The organism is Wenyingzhuangia gilva, from assembly GCF_030519655.1.
Lineage (GTDB): Bacteria > Bacteroidota > Bacteroidia > Flavobacteriales > Flavobacteriaceae > Wenyingzhuangia > Wenyingzhuangia gilva.
This window is the reverse complement of sequence record NZ_JAUMIT010000010.1, coordinates 1-23,222: the sequence shown is the minus strand read 5'-3', so window position 1 is coordinate 23,222 and position 23,222 is coordinate 1. Positions and strand designations below refer to the sequence as shown.

Genomic DNA, 23,222 nt, shown 5'->3' with positions numbered 1-23,222 from the left:
TTGTGCAAGCTTCAAAGTTTTGTGTATATTTACTAGGTCGCCAAATCTTGTTGATTTGGCTTTGTGAAATCAAAGAAACAAAACCAAACAAAAAGCTTCGGCTTAGCACGTGTTCGAAAATCTGGCCGATTTTCAATCCCGCACAAAGCCTAGCCAAAACCGTTAGCCTAAACAGGAAATTTCGGTCGAAATTTCCGCAGATAAATTAATTCTTAACTTTTCTCTAAACATTTTAAAACCAATCTTAACGCAAAAAATTAAAGTCTGAAACTTTTATGTAAACCTATAATTTATTGACTTTCTTAAAGAAAATTATTTGTGAAAAAATGTACTTTTTGTGGCTGAGAATTATTGACTTTTCGCTGTGCGTAAAAAAGTAACGTGCTGAAATGTAAATGAAAAAGTGAATAAATTATCATTCATAATTTTTTGAGAGAAAATATATAAAAATAAAAATGGTGTTAAAAGTTACGTGCTGAACTGTACGCTAAATTGTTTCATTGATACTTTTTTTTAACCGATAAATATTTACAAGCAAAACGTTGAATTTTATCGTAACAACGCGATTTGAAAAACAGTAACTCTGAAAAAAATAAGGATAATGCATTTTTTCAACAAAAACATTTTCGTGGCTGAAAACTGAAAAACTGCATAGGCTAACAACAGCTAAAAAACAAAGCTTTTTTTTGTGCTTTCATAAAGTTGGTTTTCTTTTTATTTTCTGTAGTTTTAAGTCTGAAAATTAATCGGCTAGTTTAACGCTTCGTTTACTAGCTAAAACCGTTGGCAGTAACTAAATTAAATGGAGAAAAAAAACAATCAAAATAAAATATTCAATTTTAAAGCTGAATTTGGATGGAGTGAAGTAATTGCTCTAATTGCTTTAATTGGGGCTGGCATATCATTAATTATTCAAATAAATTCTAACAATCCCGATCTATCACTTAAAAACACCTCTCTAGTAGGAACTACATTTATAGATAAAAACGGAGATAAATATCATTTTGGATTTTATAGAACAACTATAATTAATAATGGAGAAAAATCAGTAACATTATTAGGACTTAAACCACACGAAAACTCTGGTTTAATTTCAACAACTGAAAGAGGATCTAATAAATTAACTGAAGGGTTAATTCAATATAAAATATTTCAAATTCCTGATTCAATTTTAGTAGACCATTTAATTAAAGGACAACTATTAATCTCTGAATTTGAAAACCAAGGTTTAGAAAAATTATCAATGATAAATAAAGTTATAGGACCTGGAGAAATTTTCACTCTGAATATTGGAGTTATTTATGATTTCTATTCAGATAATTCGAAAGATTATTCAAGCTTCATTTTTTCAAGTCAATTAGAATTTTCAAATGAAGAAAAATTTAATTTTGGAACAGCTGGTGACATTTAAATATAAGTATTTGATAAAAGCTACTGCCAACACCGGCTAAACTTAATGCGGGCTTCTGTCCTACTCCAAAGTTTTGTGTATATTTACTAAGTCGCCAAATCTTGTTGATTTGGCTTCGTGAAACTAAAAGAAACAAATCCAAACAAAAAGCTTCGGCTTAGTACGTGTTCGAAAATCTGGCCGATTTTCAAGCCCGCACAAAGCCTAGCCAAAACCGTTACCTAACATAAAATCAAGAATATGAAAAAATGGAATTTTAAAGCTAAAAATAGTCCTCAAAAAATTAGCGAAAAAATACAAATAACTCTTGAATCTATTAAAGGATTAGAGTTTAATGTTGGACATCAAAAAAGTAATTCAATTAACTTTAAAATACGAAAACGAATTCTATATCCTTTTTATTTATATTTTTTAAATAGTATTGTTGTTAATGGAAAATTATCAAAATCAAACATTGAAAATGAAACAGATGTAGAAATTTCATTTCATCAGCACTTTTTATGGAATTTCGTTATCTATAGTAATATCTTAGTCGGTTTAGGTATTATAACCTATTTAATTACAGGAAAAGACACAAATCCTCTAACTTATTTAATTGGAATAATTATAATGAGTATTGGATTTATTTTATGGATTGCAATTCAAAAAAAATACGTTAAAAACATACAAGAATATAAAACGTTAATATCTGATATCTTAGAAAAATCGTAGCAATGAAAAAATGCGTCTTTGATAGATTCTTTTAACATAAAAAAAGGGTGTCCTACTTTATGTTATCGTAGCTATAAAAAGTTTTAAAATCCTTGAGATATTTATTTTAAGAATAACTTTCACAAACTTTGATAAATATTTAACCAGGGCAACGTATTAAAAATTATCGTAGCTGTGAAGAAATAAAAAATCATTGAAAACTTTAATTAAAAAACTAATGATTTTAATTCTATATCAACATTTGAAAAAAACGTTAGGTAACACCGGCTAAACTTAATGCGGGTTTATTTCTAAATTCAAAGTTTTGTGTATATTTACTAAGTCGCCAAATCTTGTTGATTTGGCTTTGTAAAATCAAAGAAACAAATCCAAACAAAAAGCTTCGGCTTAGTACGTGTTCGAAAATCTTGCCGATTTTCTTCCCGCACAAAGCCTAGCCAAAACCGTTAGCCTAAACAGGAAATTTCGGTCGAAATTTCCGCAGATAAATTAATTCTTAACTTTTCTTTAAACATTTTAAAACCAATTCTCACGTAAAAAAAACAAGTTGAAAACTTTTCTGTAAACTGATAATTTATTGACTTTCTTAAAGAAAATTATTTTTAAAAAAATGTACTTTTTTGTGGCTGAAAATTATTGTATTTTCTCTGAGCGTAAAAGTAACGTGCAAAATGTACATGAAAAAGTGGATAAATTATCATTCATAATTATTTGAGAGAAAATATATAAAATAAAAATGTTGTTAAAAGTTACGTGCTGAACTGTACGTTAAAATTGTTTCATTGATACTTTTCTTTAACCGACAAATATTTACAAGCAAAACGTTGAATTTTATCGTAACAACGCGATTTGAAAAGCAGTAACGCTGAAAATAATAAGGATAATGCATTTTTTCAATAAAACATTTTTGTGTCTGAAAAACTGCATAGGCTAACAACAGCTAAAAAACAAAGCTTTTTTTATGCTTTCACTAAGTTGGTTTTCTTTTTATTTTCTGTAGTTTTAAGGCTGAAAATTAATCGGCTAGTTTAACGCTTCGTTTCCTAGCTAAAACCGTTAGCTTTAATATAAAAAACCGAAAAGTTTCCATATATATCAACTTTTTACTTTAACTTTGTATCATTGAAAATTAATATAATTGAATGAAACAAAAATTTGAAATTATTTTTCTTGAAGAAGCTATTGAATTTATGGATAGTTTAGAAGACAAAGCTAGGACTAAAATTTTCTATAATTTGGAAAAAGCTAAGTTTGGAAATGATCCTAAACTATTTAAAAAATTAACAGATGACGTATGGGAGTTTAGAACTCTTTATAACAAAATTCAATATAGACTCTTTGCTTTTTGGGATAAAACTGGAGATTCTGAAACATTGGTTGTAACCACTCATGGAATTATTAAAAAAGTAAGTAAAGTTCCTAAAAGCGAAATAGAAAAAACTAATCAAATTAAAACTGAATATTTTAATCAATAAAACTTTTAAGATATGGAAAAAAAGAAATTGAAAACAATGACACTTGACCAAATGAAAGATAAACATATTGGAAAAGTTGGTACTGAAAAAAGAGATAAATATGAATTTGACTTACAACTTGAAATTCTTGGAGAGACAATTAAGTCTGTGAGAAAAGAAAGAAATTTAACACAAGAACAACTTGGAAGTTTAATTGGAGTGCAAAAATCTCAAATTTCAAAACTTGAAAGAAACACAAAAAATGTTACTATTGAAACAATTTTGAAAGTCTTTAAAGCATTGAAAACTAATGTAAAATTAAGCGTTCAAATGAATGAATTTGATTTTGAAATTGCATAATAAAAAATACTAAAGCTAACACCGGCTAAACTTCATGCGGGTTTTATGCCAACTTCAAAGTTTTGTGTATATTTATTGAGTCGCCAAATCTTGTTGATTTGGCTTTGTGAAATCAAAGAAACAAATCCAAACAAAAAGCTTCGGCTTAGTCCGTGTTCGAAAATCTTGTCGATTTTCTTCCCGCACAAAGCCTAGCCAAAACCGTTAGCTACCATAATGAAAATCATCAGATTGATATTGATTTTTTACAGATTATATGCTTTTCTAAGTTTTATGATTAATCTTGCTTGTGTATCGATTATTAGCACATGGGGAATTAGAGGAATCACAGCAGTATTTTGGTTTAAAATATTCACATTGGGCTTTACTTATTACTATATAAATAACCATAAAAAAGAAGAGTTTTTTTATTATAAAAATCTTGGACTTTCTAAAAAAAACTTATGGATTTCAACCTTTATAATTGATTTATCTTTATTCATAACAATAATAGTTCTAACACTTAAATTCACATGAAAAATATTCTTGAAATAGATAGTGTTCTCCTTAAATTTAAATCTACAGTTATTCTAAATAATGTTTATTTAAAAAGTGAAACTGGAATAATAACAGGACTATTAGGAAGAAATGGAACAGGAAAATCGTCTCTCATGAAAATTATATATGGAGAAATTATTCCTAATGATAAATCTATAAGAATTAATAATTCATCGTTATTTAAATCTGCTCGTTCTCCAAAAGATATTAGATATCTTCCACAAAATAAATTTATTCCTATGTATTTAACAGTGCAAAGGTTATTGAAAGATTTTAATCTAGATTTTTCAGATTTAATATCATTTTTTCCTGAATTTCAAAAGCATTACAAATCAAAACTGAAAAATTTATCTGGTGGAGAAAGAAGAATTATTGAAATTTATTTAATACTTGTCTCTAAAACTAAATTTTGCATGCTAGATGAACCGTTTTCTCAAGTAATGCCTGTACATATTGAAACAATTAAAAAACTAATAATTAGAGAAAAACAAAATAAAGGAATTATTATAACAGATCATATGTACGAGCATATAACTGAAATTAGTGATAGTTTATATGTTATAAGTAATGGGAAAACACATTTAACAAACAATATTAAAGATTTACAAAAATTAGGATACATTAGAAATTCATAGAAAATTACGGTAGCTAACAACGGCTAAACTTCATGCGGGTTTTGTGCTTACTTCAAAGTTTTATCTATATTTACTAAGTCGCCAAATCTTGTTGATTTGGCTTTGTGAAAACAAAAGAAACAAATCCAAATAAAAAGCTTCGGCTTAGTACGTGTTCGAAAATCTTGTAGATTTTCAAGCCCGCACAAAGCCTAGCCAAAACCGTTGTGTGTCAGCTAAAAAAAACTGTAACTAAAACAAAAATAATGAATACAACCTGCTCTAAATGTTCTAGTTTAGGACTTCAATTTTATTCTAAAAACATATCTCCTGCTGAATATATAGAAGGAAATTCAAATGCTGATATTTGGATTATTGGTTTAAATCCAAAAAACGAAATAGGACATATTGAAGAAAGAACAAAAGAAGACTTTGAAAAATTCACACCAGAATCTCATCCCTATTTCGCCGATTTCAAAAAAGTATCTAATGACCTTTATGAAAATTGGATTGGAAAAAATAATAGAATAGCGCATACAGACTTAGTTAAATGTTTTTCGAACAGTTTTCCCCCTGAAATTAATATTGAAGGAAAACTAAAAAAACTAAAAAAAACAGAAATAATAAAAAACTGCTCTGAACACTTGTACAAGCAAATTCAAAACAGCAAACCTAAAATGATAATTTGTAATGGAGCACCAGTCAGCTGGGAAATGGTTAGAATATTTCCTCCTAAGAAAGATAATGTAGATATTAAATCATTAACATCTTATAAAACAGATGTTAAATTTAAAAATGGAGAAACACATCAATTTTGGATACTACTATCAGGTTTCATAGGTAGAATTGATGATTGGAGTAAGAGACGTTTAGGAAAAGAAATTGAAGAAATACTTGAAAAAGAAGCTATAAAATTCTAAAAAGCCGAACACACAACACCGGCTAAACTTCATGCGGGTTTTGTGCTTACTTCAAAGTTTTGTGTATATTTACTAAGTCGCCAAATCTTGTTGATTTGGCTTTGTGAAAACAAAGAAACAAAACCAAACAAAAAGCTTCGGCTTAGTACGTGTTCGAAAATCTTTCCGATTTTCACCCGCACAAAGCCTAGCCAAAACCGTTGTACAATATTTTGAGTGAAACTATCTTTATATTTTTAATTTTTTTACTATTTTTTATTTTTGGAAACTTTGGTATTCATCTATTTTACAAAAATAAGAAAGACGTGTTAATTCAATATTTGGATAAATATGAATATGATTTTGTTGAAAATGTGAAAACTTATGAAACAACTAAAAGCAGATTAAACTACTCTTACAGAATCTTAAGAGCTGATTTGATCTTCATAAATAATAATATCATTGTAATTCCTTACAATTATCATTTTGGAGGTTTAATTAAACAATATCAACCTATTTTACAATTTAGATTTAATTATGAAAATAAGAAAATAGAAGGTATACAGTTCTTAATGAATGTTGAAAGTATTGAAAATATAAATTCAAACATAATATTGAAATCTAATAAAACCAATAATTTCTTGAATGGAAATATGGAAATAAAAATCGACTTGTCTGAAAAAGAAATTAATACTGAAACGTTAATTATAGATAGAAACTACATTGTTTAAGCATTAAAAAAACATTGTACAACACCGGCTAAACTTCATGCGGGTTTTATGTTAACTTCAAAGTTTTGTGTATATTTACTAAGTCGCCAAATCTTGTTGATTTGGCTTTGTGAAACCAAAGAAACAAATCCAAACAAAAAGCTTCGGCTTAGTTGCGTGTTCGTAAATCTTGCCGATTTTCACCCGCACAAAGCCTAGCCAAAACCGTTGTACCAAATTATCGAAAATCGCTATGTATAGTGTTGAAGAAATTAAAGAAAATTATAAAAGTTTTTCAGATTCAAAAATTGAAAACATAGCTATAAATGAGTCTAAAGATCTTAGAACAGAAGTACTTGAAATTTTAAGAAACGAAATTTTAAAAAGAAAACTTGATGCTAATTTAATTACTTGGGTTAACGCTGAAACAAATTATTTTACTGAAAAAGAAACTTTAGAATTAGCTGAAAAAATAAAAAAAATAAAATGTCCTAACTGTGGTGAAAAAAACAATGAGTTGAAAGGTTATGAAATTAATAAAGTTTTTTCATTCATAATATTTTATTCGAGAACTATAGAAAGAAGAATATTGTGCAAAAGATGTGGAAGAAATAATAACATCATTTCAAATCTATCTATATTATTATTAGGGTGGTGGTCTAGAAGAGGATTTCTTGTGACACCATATTGTTTATTTAAAAATATTATTAATTCTTTTTCGAATGAAAAAATTAGTAACAATGTGATAAATGAATTTATAAAACAAAATAACGGTATGTTTAGGTTACATGGAATAAATGAAGAAAATATATCAAACTTAATTTCATTGCATAATAATAATTATGAGATTCCAGAAACTGAAGAAGAAGAAAAATTGAAATAAAAACTTGGTACAACACCGGCTAAACTTCATGCGGGTTTTGTGCATACTTCAAAGTTTTGTGTATATTTACTAAGTCGCCAAATCTTGTTGATTTGGCTTTGTGAAATCAAAGAAACAAATCCAAACAAAAAGCTTCGGCTTAGTCCGTAATCGAAAATCTTGTCGATTTTCAATCCCGCACAAAGCCTAGCCAAAACCGTTGTACAATATTAAATTTAAAAAACCTCCATTCAATAATTAATTTAATGAAAAAAACATTTTTAACCTTAATCTTTTTAGGATTAACGTTTATATTAAAAGCTCAGAACTCAAGCGCTGAAAACTCTACATCGGGAATACAAATTGGAACCCCTGGAATATGGATTCATAATGAAAATAAACTAATTAATTCACTGATCTTAAGAACAGAACTAGGTTTTGATATTGCAACTTGGGGAAATATTTCAACTTGGGGAGGAAAAGATAATGGAATTATAATGAATTTTGTGGTAACAGCTGAGCCTCGTTGGTATTATAACCTAGATAAAAGAAAAGCTAAATCTAAAAGAATTGATGGAAATAGTGGAAACTTCTTATCGTTAAAAACAAGTTTTTATCCAAATAAGTTAGTTATTTCAAACATTGATAACACTTACTTAAAAAGTTATATTATGATATTCCCTACATGGGGAATAAAACGAAATATTGGAAAATATTTTAATTATGAAGCTGGATTCGGTGTTGGTTATAGACACTATTATGCAAAAGAACATGAATTAGCTTCATATCAAAGTAATAATAAAATAGTTAGTAATGTACATTTGAGAATTGGATACAGATTTTAAAACATTGTACAACACCGGCTAAACTTCATGCGGGTTTAGTACTTTCTCAAAGTTTTGTGTATATTTACTAAGTCGCCAAATCTTGTTGATTTGGCTTTGTGAAATCAAAAGAAACAAAACCAAACAAAAAGCTTCGGCTTAGTCCGTGTTCGAAAATCTGGCCGATTTTCTTCCCGCACAAAGCCTAGCCAAAACCGTTACCTGCAAGCTGTAAAATGACGACAACGACCAGAAATAGAACACTTGAATTTTCTGTAACGGGACTGACTGTCGTATTATTTACTTTGACAATTATGACTTACTTCCTCGACCAACACAAATCCAATTGGGTTTGCGGACCAGTTCTTTTTCTAATGGAATTACTTGCACTTGGAATCCAAGCCGTTTTGACTGTTTCAATTTGGAAAACGACAAATAGGAAGACCAAATTTGCCTTGTTGTTATTGAGTATGTTAATAATTGGATTTATAACATTTGGATTCGTGAATTTCAATCTGAACTGCACATAATGACAACAAACTCAAACATAGAATACATACTAATTACAACGCTGACAGTATTATTTTTTGTCCTGCCAGTTGTCTTTACGCTAAATCGACTGAAGCACAAAATGAATTTCAGCTTGACAAAAATCAGACTGCTTTTCAACTACTCTTTGATACCACAACTTGGACTTGGTCTCTTATTGTACTTGACTTTTTTGATTTTCGGTGAAAACATGTTCGGAAACCTGACAAAGACAAATTGGTTTGAGCTAATTTCAATTGCGACTTTGTGGTTTTACATAATTGGAGTGTTCTATTACATTCCTTCATTAGTCGTTCTGAATTTGACAATTGGACTATTAAATTTGATAAGAAAAAATAAAAAGCCAGCAGGTAACACCGGCTAAACTTCATGCGGGTTTTGTGCCAACTTCAAAGTTTTGTGTATATTTACTAAGTCGCCAAATCTTGTTGATTTGGCTTTGTGAAAAACAAAGAAACAAATCCAAACAAAAAGCTTCGGCTTAGTACATGTTCGAAAATCTTAGCGATTTTCACCCCGCACTAATCCTAGCCAAAACCGTTAGCTAAAATAAAATCGTAGCGGCGTTTTCCGTAGAATTATCACTATAATTTGAAACTTTTTTACTTCTCTCCTATTTTGAAATTTATCATAAAATAAGAGCATTTTATTAGCTGATAATTATTGACTTTTTTCGTTGTGTATAAAACCTTAAAAAAATATTTCTATCAAAAATTAACATTCTTATCAGCAAAAATATTTTAAAAGTCATGACAAAAAACTTGTGTTTAAAAAAACAGTAACTGCGAAAAATATCAAGTTTTTGAGAAATTATTTAAACTTAAAAAAATTATATTTTCTTGATAAATAAAAACAATAGAAACGCTTAGGAAATTATCGTAGTTGCGTGAAATTATTAAGTTTTTGAAACATTAACTAAACATAAAAAGTTCTTCTTTTCTTGATAATTGAAAACAGTAGAAACGTGTAGGAAATTATCATAGTTACGTGAAATCATATTTCTTTTGAAAAATTATCATGATTAAAAACTTTAACTATTCTAATTTTTTGTAACTGTGAGAAGTAAATACTTTCTTTGAAACTTTACTTTTTTAACATAACATTTTTAATCAAAAAATCAGTTTGAAAAATACTTTAGCTAACACCGGCTAAACTTCATGCGGGTTTTGTGCAAACTTCAAAGTTTTGTGTATATTTACTAAATCGCCAAATCTTGTTGATTTGGCTTTGTGAAACCAAAGAAACAAAACCAAACAAAAAGCTTCGGCTTAGTACGTGTTCGAAAATCTTGTCGATTTTCTTCCCGCACAAAGCCTAGCCAAAACCGTTGTGTGTAATGTAAAAAACCCTGTTAAATATGAATGATTTTTTCACAATATTTTATCGCTTGCTTACTAGGAAAAATAGTCCTTTTCGATTTACTACGGTCATACTTGCATTACTGATAGTAGCAACAATTACAGTAATTACTTTAAAATTATTTTCTGACGATTTAGAGTTATCTAAATTTACTGACAAAAAAACAGAAATTATTGTGATTATAGGTATGTTAGTTTCAATGTTAGTTGCTCTACCTACGATTGCTAAATTCTTAATTTCAGAAAAAGAATATCGTAGTTTTGATGATGAACGAGATTCGACATTTACAAAACAATTAAGAGAAGAACTTGATTTAGAAAAAAAACTAAATGAGTTATTAAAAGAAACAGTAACTGTAAATAAAATTCAAGAAGTCGTTTATGACAAAACATTGCAAAATGTTGAATCTAGTCTTCTCAAAAAAATAGAAGAAAAATATGAAAAACATATAAATTATGAATTAAAACATAATTTAATATCTAGCCAATTAAATCCAATAATTAGAGATACCGAAAAATATATTGATAAACTTCAAAGAAATTCAATAGTTAACCTAATTATCGGTATTATCGGAACAATTACTGCTATTACGATTTTAGCAATTACAATTCTTGACAAAAACAGTGAATCAATTGAAATTGGGAATTTTCTAATATACTTTTTGCCTCGTCTGACATTTGTAGTCTTTATACAATTATTTGCTTTTTTCTTTTTACGTTTATATAAGAGTAATTTAGAAGACGCAAAATATTTTCAAAATGAACTTACTAATCTGAATTCTAAAACTTCAGCTCTTAAAATAGCTCATTTATTGGGTAAAGATGATAAAGTAGATGAATTAATAAAAGTGCTTTCCTTAACTGAAAGAAATTTTAAACTGAATAAAGAAGAAAGTTTGCAAATACTGGAAAAGGCTAAAATCGAAAAAGACTTCGATTCAAATATGTTAAAAGCATTTTCGGAATTTTTAAAAATTTACAAAAAAGAAGAGTAAAAACACTACACACAACACCGTATATAATTTATTGCTAGTTCTAGCCTACTTACGAAAATCCTCGCGGATTTTCTATTCGGTTTTTATTTGCTAAATTTAGTGCTTAAACAACGCAACAAACCATATACAAACACGTTGGCTAAAAGCAAAAACTACATCGAAAATATTTCTTTAAGGTGAGAATTTCTTACCTTTGATAAAAAGATGTTTAATATGGACTTACAATCACGAAAAATAGAATTTATTCAAGAGTTTCTGAAAATTCAGAGTGAAGAAGCTATCTCTAAACTTGAAAAAATATTAAGAAAAGAAAAAGCATCTAATATTTCCAAAGAAATCAAACCTATGTCTATAGAACAATTCAATGAAAGAATTAATAAATCTATGGAAGATTCTGAAAACGGAAGGGTTATTGAAACAAGTCAATTGAAAGCTAAAATTGAAAAATGGGCTTAAAAATTTATTGGACTGAGTTTGCTGAAACTGAACTCGAAGAAATTTTCAAACACTACAAAGAAAAAGCTGGTATAAGAGTAGCTAAGAAACTAGTAAATGGTATTTTGAATGAGCCTAAAATTCTTGAAAACAATTATGAAATAGGTCAACGAGAAGAGTTATTAATTCATCGAAAAGAAAACTTCAGATATATAATTTATAAAAGCTATAAAATAATATATCATTTTAATGAATCTGAAAATAGAATTGATATAAACGACGTTTTTGACACTCGTCAATATCCATTGAAAATTAAAAGAAACGATAAAAGCCATTAGCCAACACCGGCTAAACTTCATGCGGGTTTTGTGCTAACTTCAAAGTTTTGTGTATATTTACTAAGTCGCCAAATCTTGTTGATTTGGCTTCGTGAAATCAAAGAAACAAATCCAAACAAAAAGCTTCGGCTTAGTACGTGTTCGAAAATCTTTCCGATTTTCTTCCCGCACAAAGCCTAGCCAAAACCGTTGCCAAAAACTAAGAAACTGAAAATGAGAAAAATATTATTAATCATATCTACTATAGTATTATCTAGTTGTGTAAGTGCTAAAATAACATCTAGAAAAGCTGAAGATTTTAATGAAAAAATCAATAAAATATATATTTTATCTAGAGGAGCTGAAGATGCAAAATACTTTTATAAAGGTTTTTTCATTGAGTTAGAAAAGTATTTTAATGAAGAAAACGTAAAGTTTGAAAGTTATAGATACGATAAATTATCATTAGAGACAGATAAAGAGATAGATGAAAAAATAAACAAATTTTCTCCAGATGTAGTAATGTTAATAAACCAAACAGAGTCTGAAAAACACATTAATGCTGTTGGTATAGGCTTTACCCATAGTACAATTACTAAAGGAACTTTTGACATAAAAATATTTCTTCCCAATAGTGAAAAAATTGTTTGGAGAGGAAACCTTACTGCAGATGCAGCATATGATAATTTAGCACAAGCTGCAGAAAAATCTGTACAAAAATTAATTGAAAAATTAAAATTAGATGGTTTACTCTAACTAAAAAAGCATTTGGCAACACCGGCTAAACTTCATGCGGGTTTTGTGCTAACTTCAAAGTTTTGTGTATATTTACTAAGTCGCCAAATCTTGTTGATTTGGCTTTGTGAAATCAAAGAAACAAATCCAAACAAAAAGCTTCGGCTTAGTACGTAATCGAAAATCTTGTCGATTTTCAATCCCACACAAAGCCTAGCCAAAACCGTTGTAAACAATTTTGAAAAAAAAATTCTATCCTACATATTATATTTCACACTAATAATTCTAGTTATATTTAATATAGGCTTACTTTTCAGTAAAAAAGTCTATTACGAATTTCAATACCCTGAAGAAACTCCAGATGATTATAATTTTATTGCTAAAATAGATTACACAGACTTAATATTTGATACTTATAAAAATGAATTTACTAAAGGTATAACTTGGGAAAAAGATACTGTGATTCGTTATAAATTAAGTAATGCTGAAAAAAACAGAATCTACAACCTAATGAAAAGCATAGATATTGTTAAATATCCTAATTTTTTCGCTCCTAAAACTCATAAATTAATACACCCAAGTCCGACATATTATTTTAAATGTGAATTTGACAATGTAAAGGTCGAAATTAGATGGGTATACAATACTGAGTCTGAAACAGAAGATGCAGTTAAATTTAGAGATTTTATGTATTCAATTTTTGAAAATGTATTAGAAGAGAAAGAAATAAAAAAATTACCTGAAACTTATAGACCTCGAATGTAAAAAAACAGTTTACAACACCGGCTAAACTTCATGCGGGTTCTGTGCTTTCTCAAAGTTTTGTGTATATTTACTAAGTCGCCAAATCTTGTTGATTTGGCTTTGAAAACCAAAAGAAACAAAACCAAACAAAAAGCTTCGGCTTAGTACGTAATCGAAAATCTTACCGATTTTCTTCCCGCACAAAGCCTAGCCAAAACCGTTACCTAACATTAAAAAATCTCGTTGATAAGTTATCATCACTTAATTTTAATTATCTTTGAAATATGTTAATGATAGATAAAAATATAAAACGAGTTAAAACTTTATGTAAAAAACATAAGGTCGAAAAACTGTATCTATTTGGTTCTGCTACAAATGAAACATTTTCCGAGAACAGTGATATTGATTTTCTTGTGAAATTTAACATATCTGACTTGAGTTTATATTTTGACAATTATATTTCTTTTAAAGAAAAGCTTGGAAAAATATTTAAAAGAGATATTGATTTAGTAGAAGAACAAACATTGAAAAATCCTATTTTAATTAATTCAATTAATAAGAACAAAGAATTAATTTATGGATGAAAGAATACTAAAATGGTTATATGATATCCATTTCGCTTTAGAAGAAATTGAATCTTATTTTGAAAATACTGAAAAAGACTTTTTTGAGTATAGAAAAAACACAATGCTTAAAAGAGCTGTGGAAAGAGATTTAGAAATTATCGGAGAAGCTGTTAATCGAATTTTAAAACGAGATCCAAATTTTGAAAAATTCATCTCTAATGCGAAAGCTATAATTGGTTTGAGAAATCAAGTTATACATGCGTACGATAATATCTCTGATGAAAATATTTGGTCAATTATTATAAATCATATTCCGAAACTTAAAAAGGAAGTTGAAAGCTTAATAGCTGAAAGCAAATAAAAACGTTAGGTAACACCGGCTAAACTTCATGCGGGTTTTGTGCTAACTTCAAAGTTTTGTGTATATTTACTAGGTCGCCAAATCTTGTTGATTTGGCTTTGTGAAACCAAAAGAAACAAAACCAAACAAAAAGCTTCGGCTTAGTACGTGTTCGAAAATCTTGTCGATTTTCAACCCCGCACAAAGCCTAGCCAAAACCGTTAGCCTAAACAGGAAATTTCGGTCGAAATTTCCGCAGATAAATTAATTCTTAACTTTTCTTGAAACATTTTGAAAAAAATCTTAACGCAAAAAATTAAAGTCTGAAACTTTTCTGTAAACCGATAATTTATTGACTTTCTTAAAAAATTATTTGTTAAAAAATGTACTTTTTTGTGGCTGAGAATTATTGACTTTTATCTGTGAGTAAAAAAAGTAACGTGCCGAATTGTGCATGAAAAAGCGAATAAATTATCATTCATAATTCTTTGAGAGAAAATATATAAAAATAAAAATGGTGTTAAAAGTTACGTGCTGAACTGTACGCTAAATTGTTTCATTGGTACTTTTCTTTAACCGATAAATATTTACAAGCAAAACGTTGAATTTTATCGTAACAATGCGATTTGAAAAGCAGTAACGCTGAAAATAATAAGGATAATGCATTTTTTCAATAAAACATTTTTGTGTCTGAAAAACTGCATAGGCTAACAACAGCTAAAAAACAAAGCTAATTTATGCTTTCACTAAGTTGGTTTTCTTTTTATTTTCTGTAGTTTTAAGTCTGAAAATTAATCGGCTAGTCTAACGCTTCGTTTCCTAGCTAAAACCGTTGGCAAAAACTAAAAAATGAATGAAATAAAAAAGTTTAAGACAGTCGAAGGTTACTGTGAAATAATTAATAATGAATTAACTACAACTCGTGGTGATATTTTAATACCAGAAGAAGAATTAAAAAAAGTAAGTAAAAAAGTTATTCTATTTCAAAGTATATATCCTTTAACATTTATAATTTTAGGTATCCGAAAAATATTTCAAGAAGAATATGAAATTGGAATTATATTTATAATTGTCTCTTTAATTTTTGGATACACAACAATAAATTTAATTAGGGAAACAAATAAATCAATAATTAAATTATCAGATATAAAGGAAATTAATATTAAAAAACCTTTTTTAGGATTTACATTAGAAAAAATCATTATCAAGTTTAATGAGAATCATAAGACTTCTCGAAAGACTTTAAAACTTCCTGAAAAAGAATTAGAAAACTCTGAAAAGGCAAAAGAAATTCTTAAAAATATTATTTAGGAATATTTATCCTAAACTAAAAAAACTACGTTCCAGTGAAATCAAATAATATCTTTGAATACAATTGTAATTTGAATTTTCAGAAAAAATTAAACAAATCAAAAAAACATTCTATCTACTCAATAATTATTGGAATTATATTATTGTCAATCGCTATAGTTAATGGGATAAATAGTAATGATAAAGTATTTTTAATTTCTAGTCTCCTATTTCCTATTTTTCTAGTAGGTTTTTATATATATAGTTCTGTTTTTATAAAAGCTGAAACATATTCAAATGTTATTACTAACATATCTTTTGAGAATAAATTTGTTAATATAAAAACGTCAAGCTTTTCAATAGCAAGAATAACTATACAAAAAAGTAAAAGAATTAAATCCACATTTAAAATATCGAAAATAAATACAAGTGATTATCTTTATCTTGATAATGATAAATATTGCTATATGTTTTTAAATGAAAAACACACATTTTTCTTATATCCTTCTTATTTTAATAAAGAATTAGAATCTTTGATTTCTGAAACAATTAAAGATAAAACAATATAAAAGCATTTGCCAACACCGGCTAAACTTCATGCGGGTTCTGTGCTTACTTCAAAGTTTTGTGTATATTTACTAGGTCGCCAAATCTTATTGATTTGGCTTTGTGAAATCAAAGAAACAAAACCAAACAAAAAGCTTCGGCTTAGGTGCGTGTTCGAAAATCTTACCGATTTTCTTCCCGCACAAAGCCTAGCCAAAACCGTTAGCTTTAACAACGCTGAAATTCATGGCTGAACTTTTCGCAGTTGTTAAAATGAAACTTTTTCTTAATTATTTGAAACCAATCTTGACTCAAAAAATTAAAGAACGAAACTTTTCTATAACATAAAATTTGTTAATGTTTTTAACTGAAAAACTTAGCTTTTTTAAACTGAGAAATAATTGAATTATTTACTGTTGCGTAAAAGGTAAACGAAATCAATAATTCTTTGAAAAATTATTAATTAAAAAGAAAATGGTGTCCATAAATTTCGTGCTGAACTGTACGCTGAATTTTAATAAAACTAACATTTCTAATTCTTAATGAAAGTTCTAAATAAACGATAAATGGTGGCTTAAAGTTACGTACTCAATTCCCTAAAAATTCTCAAAACTAACATTCTCAATTCTTTGAAAAGCAGAACGTGAAAAATTATCGTAGCAATGCGATTTTAAAGTCGTTGCGTAAAGTTTGGAAACCCTACTACCCTTTTCATCATTTTTATGTGAAATGTTGCATAAGCTAACAACAGCTAAAAAACATAGCTTTTTTTGTGCTTAATCAAAGTTGGTTTTTTGTTTATTTTGTGTAGTTTTAATCTGAAAACTAATCGGCTAGTTTAAACGCTACGTTTCCTAGCTAAAACCGTTAGCTACAATTATGAAAATATTGAAAAATACAATTATATTAATCATAGGAGTTTTATTAATAATTTGTTCATATTACATCGCTGATAGTTTTAAATGGAGAGTTGATTATGGAGAGTACTTAGGCTTTAAAGGAAATATAATCTATTTATTTACATGTGGATTAGGCTCTCTGATTATTGCTTACCAAATAGCCAATATATTCATAATTCCAAAAGGATATCACTTTAATATTTTGACAAAATTGGACAAAGTTAAAATTGAAAAACTCAATGAAGAATTAGGTGAATCGAAACTAAAACAAGTAGAAATACTAAATTCAATAATTTTTTTTATTTTATTTTTTACAACGACAACCTTTATATTTAAAAGCCTTAATTCTACTGAATATAATCATTTGAAAAATTATGGTATTGAATCAATTATTGAAATTCGAAGAATAACTAAAACATCGAGAGGTTTTAGATTAGCATACTTTAGATACAATCATAATGGAAATATTTATTTTAAGGAATTACCATTAGGAAATATGAATAAAGGAGATAAAGTTAAAGTAATATTCTCTTCGAAGAGACCTGAAATAATAAAGTGGAAATAACTGTAGCTAACACCGGCTAAACTTCATGCGGGTTTAGTTCTAAATCAAAGTTTTGTGTATATTTACTAAGTCGCCAAATCTTGTTGATTTGGCTTTGTGAAATCAAAGAAACAAATCCAAACAAAAAGCTTCGGCTTAGGTGCGTGTTCGAAAATCTTGCCGATTTTCTTCCCGCACAAAGCCTAGCCAAAACCGTTGGCAATAATTAAAAAATGAGAAATCGAAATAAAATATTCTTCGGATTTGTATTTGTAAGTTTTGTAATTATAATTCTATATGTTTTTAATAATGAAAAATTTTCTTCTGAATATTCGTTACAGAAAAAAATTGAGAACTATTCTTGTATTGATACACTTGAAAATGTAGAATACGGAAATGAAACGTTAAAATATAAATTCTATGAAAATTCTAAAATCGATATTGAAATAGTTTTGAATAATAATGGTGTTATTTCTTTGAGTAAAAATTCCTGGTTTAAAAATGATAAAAAACTGAAAACTTATCTATTTAGAGCTGAAAAATCAGAAATTGAAAGATTAATCAATGAATTTAAGTTAACCTATACTGAATCTGAACAAAAAAATATTGAAGACCATTTGGGCGGTCATTATTCAACTTTATCTTTAAATGAAAAACATTTAGGGAAAAAAATTGAAATTGGATTTTATAATCTTACACCCGATAAAAAATTCAAGAACTTAAAAGACAAAATAATAGAAATAGGAAATAAAGTAATTTTGAAATTTGAAGAATAAAAACTATTGCCAACACCAGCTAAACTTCATGCGGGTTTTGTGCCAAATTCAAAGTTTTGTGTATATTTACTAGGTCGCCAAATCTTGTTGATTTGGCTTAGTTAAAAACAAAGAAACAAATCCAAACAAAAAGCTTCGGCTTGGTTGCGTGTTCGAAAATCTTATCGATTTTCTTCCCGCACAAAGCCTAGCCAAAACCGTTGGCACTAATTAAACAACCTATGAAAATAAAAAAAGTATCTATAAATAATTACAGAAAAATAGATTATATAGAGTTTAAATTAAAAGATTCTATCACATCTATAGTTGGACCAAACGGAGTTGGTAAAAGTACAATTCTTGACAGTATTAGACTTGTAAAAGCTATCCTATTACCTACAATGAATAATGAGGCTCAGACTACATTACAAAACATGGGTATCTTTTCTCCTCATTTAGGAAATATTCAATTTTCAAATTTAGCAAATGACCCAAGAAAAGATGTAAGTATTAGCCTTCAAATAAAGGTATCCGAAAAAGAAATCCTTTTTTTAGAAAATTCAATTGGACAATTTTCTATGCATCGTTTAAAAAGCCAACTACCAACAAATAACACAAATACTTTTGACTTAATAGGATATATTTCCTCATTCGAGGGTAATCAAAAACTACAATCTATTCAGAAGGAAACACAAGAGAAAATAATTGAATTAAAAACTAATCCTATTTGCAATATCAATCTTTCAATCAAAGTGAATGGTCAAATATTAGGAGAAAATGGAATAGACCAAGAAACAATTTCTTATGTAATGCAAATTGAAAATTATAGTATGACAAAATTTTCTTTTTTCCCAGCAGACAGAACAATGCCTTTAGGTGATACAAATATTCAATTAGGCCAAAATGATGTTAATCAACAAATACAATCTTACAGTGCTAATCCTCAAATAAAATTTCAGAGACTAAAAACTACGCTTTTAAATATTTTAATGATTAACAATAATGATATTCAAAGCGTAAAAGATGATTTTAAATTAATCTTTGATGAATTATTACCTGGAAAAGAACTCCATGGCATTAAATTAGAAAATAAAACTGGTCGTTTATCCGTATTAATTAGAGAAAAAGATAGCGGAGCCATATATGACATAGATTTTTTGAGTAGTGGTGAAAAAGGTCTGTTAATGACTTTTTATTTATTGCTTAAAACAATGGATAATGAAGGTATTGTTTTACTCGACGAACCAGAATTACATCTAAATCCTGCGGTTTGTAGAAATATAATCCCTTTCTTAAAATCAAAAATATGTAAAAATAAAAATGCACAAGTCATATTAACAACACATTCTGCTGAAATTCTATCTGCAACAAAAGATGATGAAAACCTTCATTTACTACACTTAATTGACAATAGAACAATAACTAAAATTTTAAAAAAGGATGATTCTGAAGCTCAAGATGCTTTAAAATCTTTAGGAATTCAAACATCTGATATATTATTTAATAAGGGAATCATATACTTAGAGGGATTCACTGATGAAGATTACATCCCAATTATTGTTGGAGATTTAATTTCTGGATATTCAGTGAAATCTTTAGGTGGAAGAAGTGAACTTGAAAAAGAAATTAAAACTTTACAAACTTCTGACGATAAAGACGAATTAGATGGTTATCATATTTTTATACTTGATAATGATAATAAACCGTTCAATGGTAAATCAACTGAAAACGTTAAAGTTATCCAATGGGATAGATATTGTTTTGAAAACTACTTATTAGACCCAGACATTTTATATAATGTTATTAAAGAGTTTGACTGCAGTAATCCACCTAATAACAGAGGGTCGTTACAACAAAAAATTAAGGAATTAGCATTAAATCAAGTAGATTTTAAAGCTGTAAGAGAATCTTTAGATAATGCGATACCTCAAAACATCTCAATAAAAAACACGTTACTTAAAAATAAATCAAATGAAGATATAATAGATATATTCGAAAAAACTATAATTGAGACTAGAAGACTGTTTGAAAAATTTGAAAATGTAAATTGGAAAAAAGATCTTCTAAATTCTGTAGAAACAAAAAAAGAGGAATATATACAACTTTGGTCTGATGATTGGAAAAAGAAATGTGATGGGAAATCATTAATTAAAGCTATCCACAAAGAATTTGGAATTAAAGCTAGTATAACAAAAGTGACTAAAGATATTCTTAAGGAGATGAAATTAAATCCAAACGAGGAGTTTAATTCTATTAGAGGTAAAATTGAACCGATAATAAAATAACTAGTGCCAACACCGGCTAAACTTAATGCGGGCTTCTGTCCTACTCCAAAGTTTTGTGTATATTTACTAAGTCGCCAAATCTTGTTGATTTGGCTTTGTGAAAACAAAGAAACAAAACCAAACAAAAAGCTTCGGCTTAGTCCGTGTCTGAAAATCTTGTCGATTTTCTTCCCGCACAAAGCCTAGCCAAAACCGTTAGCTGTAAGTTAAATCCAAGAATTTTGAATTTATAATATGAAAATCTCTTTACTTATTGAAAATTTAGAGAATTGAAAACTAGATACTGAAACTATTTCAGAAGATAAAATAGAAACAACAAAAGTAAAATATTAAGATTTGAATTATTCGTACATCCATTTCCATAAAATTATGTTGAAATATTTTTTTATAATATTTTTAATTCAAACTATAGTTCTTGGATGTGATTCTCCTGGGTATATTGAAATAGAAAACAAACTAAATAAGAAAATAAGCTTTAGTTATAGAGGTGAAAAATTTGAGATTAAACCGAACGAAAAAAATAATATTTTTTATGGACTTGGAATTAGATGGAATAATTCTACTTTAAAAAAATTTACTAAAAACATTAACGATACAATTAAATTAACAATTAGTGAAAAGGAATATTTATGTGTAGACAAAAAGTGTAAATCTGAAATTTTTAATCAAATAAATAAAAGGTCAAAGCGAAAGTTAAAACTTCAAATTAATTCTGAATTAATTAATGAATTCTTTGTTGAAAAATAATTCCATTTAAACAAAAATTCCTATTGAAGAAACCTACAGCTAACACCGGCTAAACTTCATGCGGTTTTTGTGTTAACTTCAAAGTTTTGTGTATATTTACTAAGTCGCCAAATCTTGTTGATTTGGCTTTGTGAAAACCAAAGAAACAAAACCAAACAAAAAGCTTCGGCTTAGTACAGGTTCGAAAATCTTGCCGATTTTCAATCCCGCACAAAGCCTAGCCAAAACCGTTGGGCAACATTAAAACAAAAATTGAAAAAAAATAAAAATCATATAACAAATTTTATTATTGATAAACTCGGATCTAATTCTGGTTCATTTGTCAGTATTTTAACTCTTGTTAGTTGTGGTTTCTTTGCGGGCATATATTATAAAGAATCTCAAAATAACATTGTAATTCTTGAATTAAAAAAGAACAATTACATAGAAATAGTAAATCTGAAAAATAAAATTCAAAAAATAGAATTAGAAAATAATTATTTAAAACTAAAACTCACTGAAAATGAAAAAAGACAATAAAATACCTGTCAGTGAATTATTTTCTAATTTACTAAAGATTACAAAAAAGATTAAAAAAGATAATCATGATTTTTCAGAAAAGGATGCTAATGAACTATATAAAATTGCATTTAAACTTGAAATTTTATATAAAAACATAAATAGGGTTATTTTAATATTATTATCATTCATAACATTACTCATAGGCTTCGTTCTTTGGCAAGCTTATTATATAGATAAAATAGAAAACATTAATTCAGAATTAAGATTAATAAATAATGATTTAGAATTTGAACGAATGGATTCAATTGCAAAAAAAATATTGAATTTAAAAATTAATGATAGTTTAAATAAAAGAACATATTCATATTATTTAAAGGGTGGTAAAATCATAACATACGAAGATTTAAGCATTTACAATGATACATTAATATCTGAAAACACAGAATTACAAAAGCAAAATAAATTATTAGAAATGAAAATTAATGCTATTGCTGAAGCCTATGACATAAAAATCCATGAAAATATTTCTCATGAAGGAGATATTGAAATTAAATGGAATTCTAAAGTTATTGATTCTGCTTATATGCTTTTAAATGCATTTCGAGAAAAATTATATTATGACGAAGACAAGAAGGAATGGTTTTTAAAAAAATAACGTAGCCCAACACCGGCTAAACTTCATGCGGGTTCTGTGCTTTCTCAAAGTTTTGTGTATATTTACTAAGTCGCCAAATCTTGTTGATTTGGCTTTGTGAAATCAAAGAAACAAACCCAAACAAAAAGCTTCGGCTTAGTCCGTGTTCGAAAATCTGGCCGATTTTCTTCCCACACAAAGCCTAGCCAAAACCGTTAACTTAAACAGCGCTGAAATTCCTGGTGGAATTTTTCGCAGTGAATTAAATGAAAGGTTTTTTATCTATTTGAAATCAATGCTCACGCAAAATTTTTAAATCCGAAACTTTATTTTTAACTGAAAACTAAAAACTTTTAATCGTTGCGTTTTAAACTATGCGCTAAAATTGTTTCATTGAAAATTAATCGGTAGTCGATATATTTTAAACCATCTTTTCGCTGAAAATTAGAACGTTTTAAACTGTACGCATAAGTTTTCTTTGAGAAGTTTAGATCATTTGATAAATTTTATTGGCTGAGAAAAATAGCTTTTAATCATTACGTTCTGAACTGTGCGCTAAATGTCTTCGTTGATAATGAATCTTTAATCGATAAATATTTA

Annotated in this window: 24 protein-coding genes; all 24 read left to right on the top strand. The window is 27.8% G+C overall.

Annotation, left to right across the window (positions count from 1 at the left end; all coding sequences use genetic code 11):
- The first annotated feature begins 802 nt into the window (after nucleotides 1-802).
- The 24 genes from QVZ41_RS13825 to QVZ41_RS13710 all read left to right on the top strand — a co-directional run bounded on the left by QVZ41_RS13825 (nucleotide 803) and on the right by QVZ41_RS13710 (nucleotide 22,643).
- Nucleotides 803-1,411 carry a hypothetical protein gene (locus QVZ41_RS13825; protein ID WP_302885229.1) on the top strand — a complete coding sequence of 203 codons (609 nt, stop codon included), beginning with the start codon at nucleotides 803-805 and terminating at the stop codon, nucleotides 1,409-1,411.
- 240 nt (nucleotides 1,412-1,651) lie between these two features.
- On the top strand, nucleotides 1,652-2,122 hold the full coding sequence (locus QVZ41_RS13820) for a DUF423 domain-containing protein (protein ID WP_302885228.1): 471 nt from the start codon (nucleotides 1,652-1,654) through the stop codon (nucleotides 2,120-2,122).
- 1,142 nt (nucleotides 2,123-3,264) lie between these two features.
- Nucleotides 3,265-3,597 (top strand): type II toxin-antitoxin system RelE/ParE family toxin, encoded by a 333-nt coding sequence (locus QVZ41_RS13815; protein ID WP_302885227.1) that lies wholly within the window; start codon nucleotides 3,265-3,267, stop codon nucleotides 3,595-3,597.
- Between the two features lie 12 nt (nucleotides 3,598-3,609).
- Nucleotides 3,610-3,936 (top strand): helix-turn-helix domain-containing protein, encoded by a 327-nt coding sequence (locus QVZ41_RS13810; protein ID WP_302885226.1) that lies wholly within the window; start codon nucleotides 3,610-3,612, stop codon nucleotides 3,934-3,936.
- A 512-nt stretch (nucleotides 3,937-4,448) separates the two neighbouring features.
- Nucleotides 4,449-5,108: an ATP-binding cassette domain-containing protein gene (locus tag QVZ41_RS13805; protein WP_302885225.1), complete on the top strand. Its 660-nt coding sequence runs from the start codon at nucleotides 4,449-4,451 to the stop codon at nucleotides 5,106-5,108.
- Nucleotides 5,109-5,353: 245 nt separating this feature from the next.
- On the top strand, nucleotides 5,354-6,007 hold the full coding sequence (locus QVZ41_RS13800) for a uracil-DNA glycosylase family protein (protein ID WP_302885224.1): 654 nt from the start codon (nucleotides 5,354-5,356) through the stop codon (nucleotides 6,005-6,007).
- Between the two features lie 305 nt (nucleotides 6,008-6,312).
- The gene (locus QVZ41_RS13795; protein ID WP_302885223.1) at nucleotides 6,313-6,717 is read left to right on the top strand and encodes a hypothetical protein; all 405 of its coding nucleotides are present in this window, start codon (nucleotides 6,313-6,315) and stop codon (nucleotides 6,715-6,717) included.
- Nucleotides 6,718-6,949: 232 nt separating this feature from the next.
- Complete coding sequence (locus QVZ41_RS13790) at nucleotides 6,950-7,579, top strand: hypothetical protein (RefSeq protein ID WP_302885222.1); 630 nt, start codon at nucleotides 6,950-6,952, stop codon at nucleotides 7,577-7,579.
- Between the two features lie 245 nt (nucleotides 7,580-7,824).
- A complete protein-coding gene (locus tag QVZ41_RS13785; protein WP_302885221.1) occupies nucleotides 7,825-8,403 on the top strand; it encodes a hypothetical protein in 579 nt (192 codons plus the stop codon).
- A gap of 1,885 nt (nucleotides 8,404-10,288) precedes the next feature.
- Nucleotides 10,289-11,284: a hypothetical protein gene (locus tag QVZ41_RS13780; protein ID WP_302885220.1), complete on the top strand. Its 996-nt coding sequence runs from the start codon at nucleotides 10,289-10,291 to the stop codon at nucleotides 11,282-11,284.
- A gap of 213 nt (nucleotides 11,285-11,497) precedes the next feature.
- Nucleotides 11,498-11,740: a hypothetical protein gene (locus tag QVZ41_RS13775; protein WP_302885219.1), complete on the top strand. Its 243-nt coding sequence runs from the start codon at nucleotides 11,498-11,500 to the stop codon at nucleotides 11,738-11,740.
- Complete coding sequence (locus QVZ41_RS13770) at nucleotides 11,731-12,057, top strand: type II toxin-antitoxin system RelE/ParE family toxin (RefSeq protein WP_302885218.1); 327 nt, start codon at nucleotides 11,731-11,733, stop codon at nucleotides 12,055-12,057. The genes QVZ41_RS13775 and QVZ41_RS13770 overlap by 10 nt, the downstream gene beginning before the upstream one ends.
- A 213-nt stretch (nucleotides 12,058-12,270) precedes the next feature.
- Nucleotides 12,271-12,792 carry a hypothetical protein gene (locus QVZ41_RS13765; protein ID WP_302885217.1) on the top strand — a complete coding sequence of 174 codons (522 nt, stop codon included), beginning with the start codon at nucleotides 12,271-12,273 and terminating at the stop codon, nucleotides 12,790-12,792.
- A gap of 165 nt (nucleotides 12,793-12,957) precedes the next feature.
- Nucleotides 12,958-13,536, top strand: coding sequence for a hypothetical protein (locus QVZ41_RS13760; protein WP_302885216.1), 579 nt, complete (start codon nucleotides 12,958-12,960; stop codon nucleotides 13,534-13,536).
- A 269-nt stretch (nucleotides 13,537-13,805) separates the two neighbouring features.
- Nucleotides 13,806-14,099 carry a nucleotidyltransferase family protein gene (locus QVZ41_RS13755; protein WP_302885215.1) on the top strand — a complete coding sequence of 98 codons (294 nt, stop codon included), beginning with the start codon at nucleotides 13,806-13,808 and terminating at the stop codon, nucleotides 14,097-14,099.
- Entirely contained in the window at nucleotides 14,092-14,442 is a 351-nt protein-coding gene (locus QVZ41_RS13750; protein WP_302885214.1) for a HepT-like ribonuclease domain-containing protein, read from the top strand. Before QVZ41_RS13755 ends, QVZ41_RS13750 begins: the two co-directional genes overlap by 8 nt.
- Nucleotides 14,443-15,270: 828 nt before the next feature.
- Nucleotides 15,271-15,732 carry a hypothetical protein gene (locus tag QVZ41_RS13745; RefSeq protein ID WP_302885213.1) on the top strand — a complete coding sequence of 154 codons (462 nt, stop codon included), beginning with the start codon at nucleotides 15,271-15,273 and terminating at the stop codon, nucleotides 15,730-15,732.
- 35 nt (nucleotides 15,733-15,767) lie between these two features.
- The gene (locus tag QVZ41_RS13740) at nucleotides 15,768-16,280 is read left to right on the top strand and encodes a hypothetical protein (RefSeq protein ID WP_302885212.1); all 513 of its coding nucleotides are present in this window, start codon (nucleotides 15,768-15,770) and stop codon (nucleotides 16,278-16,280) included.
- A gap of 856 nt (nucleotides 16,281-17,136) precedes the next feature.
- A complete protein-coding gene (locus tag QVZ41_RS13735) occupies nucleotides 17,137-17,721 on the top strand; it encodes a hypothetical protein (RefSeq protein ID WP_302885211.1) in 585 nt (194 codons plus the stop codon).
- Between the two features lie 212 nt (nucleotides 17,722-17,933).
- Entirely contained in the window at nucleotides 17,934-18,476 is a 543-nt protein-coding gene (locus QVZ41_RS13730) for a hypothetical protein (protein ID WP_302885210.1), read from the top strand.
- Between the two features lie 221 nt (nucleotides 18,477-18,697).
- Nucleotides 18,698-20,740: an AAA family ATPase gene (locus QVZ41_RS13725; RefSeq protein WP_302885209.1), complete on the top strand. Its 2,043-nt coding sequence runs from the start codon at nucleotides 18,698-18,700 to the stop codon at nucleotides 20,738-20,740.
- Between the two features lie 369 nt (nucleotides 20,741-21,109).
- Complete coding sequence (locus QVZ41_RS13720) at nucleotides 21,110-21,487, top strand: hypothetical protein (protein ID WP_302885208.1); 378 nt, start codon at nucleotides 21,110-21,112, stop codon at nucleotides 21,485-21,487.
- 252 nt (nucleotides 21,488-21,739) lie between these two features.
- Entirely contained in the window at nucleotides 21,740-22,006 is a 267-nt protein-coding gene (locus QVZ41_RS13715) for a hypothetical protein (protein ID WP_302885207.1), read from the top strand.
- On the top strand, nucleotides 21,990-22,643 hold the full coding sequence (locus QVZ41_RS13710; RefSeq protein ID WP_302885206.1) for a hypothetical protein: 654 nt from the start codon (nucleotides 21,990-21,992) through the stop codon (nucleotides 22,641-22,643). The genes QVZ41_RS13715 and QVZ41_RS13710 overlap by 17 nt, the downstream gene beginning before the upstream one ends.
- Nucleotides 22,644-23,222: the final 579 nt, after the last annotated feature.